General features: G+C 45.2%; 1 protein-coding gene. It reads right to left on the bottom strand.

Annotated features, from left to right (window positions below):
- A partial coding sequence (locus tag J7R12_RS08760) for a helicase-related protein (RefSeq protein WP_208439087.1) occupies positions 1 to 336 on the bottom strand: 336 nt, incomplete at both ends.

Genomic DNA, 336 nt, shown 5'->3' with positions numbered 1-336 from the left:
GCAAAGCATTGATCACTTGCCAAACAACCTTGTATCTCTTGTTGTGTCTTAAAGCTTGCTCAGCAGAAATCCCCGCAGGAACTCCAACGGGTAGAATGATATAACCTCTCTTTTTTCCTTTGGCACGACGCATGATACGTCCCACCGCCTGTATGACATCAACATGACTTTTGCGGGGATGGAGAAACATGACCGCATCAAGAGCAGGGACATCCACACCTTCAGAGAGACAACGAACATTGGTTAAGACACGGCAGGTATTTTCCCCCGCATCTTCTTTAAGCCAGTCAAGAGCTTGATTACGTTTTTTTGCACTTTGTTTTCCGTCAATATGTT

This window comes from Bartonella vinsonii subsp. vinsonii (genome assembly GCF_902825235.1).
Classification (GTDB): domain Bacteria; phylum Pseudomonadota; class Alphaproteobacteria; order Rhizobiales; family Rhizobiaceae; genus Bartonella; species Bartonella vinsonii.
This window is presented reverse-complemented; position numbering and strand designations above follow the sequence as displayed.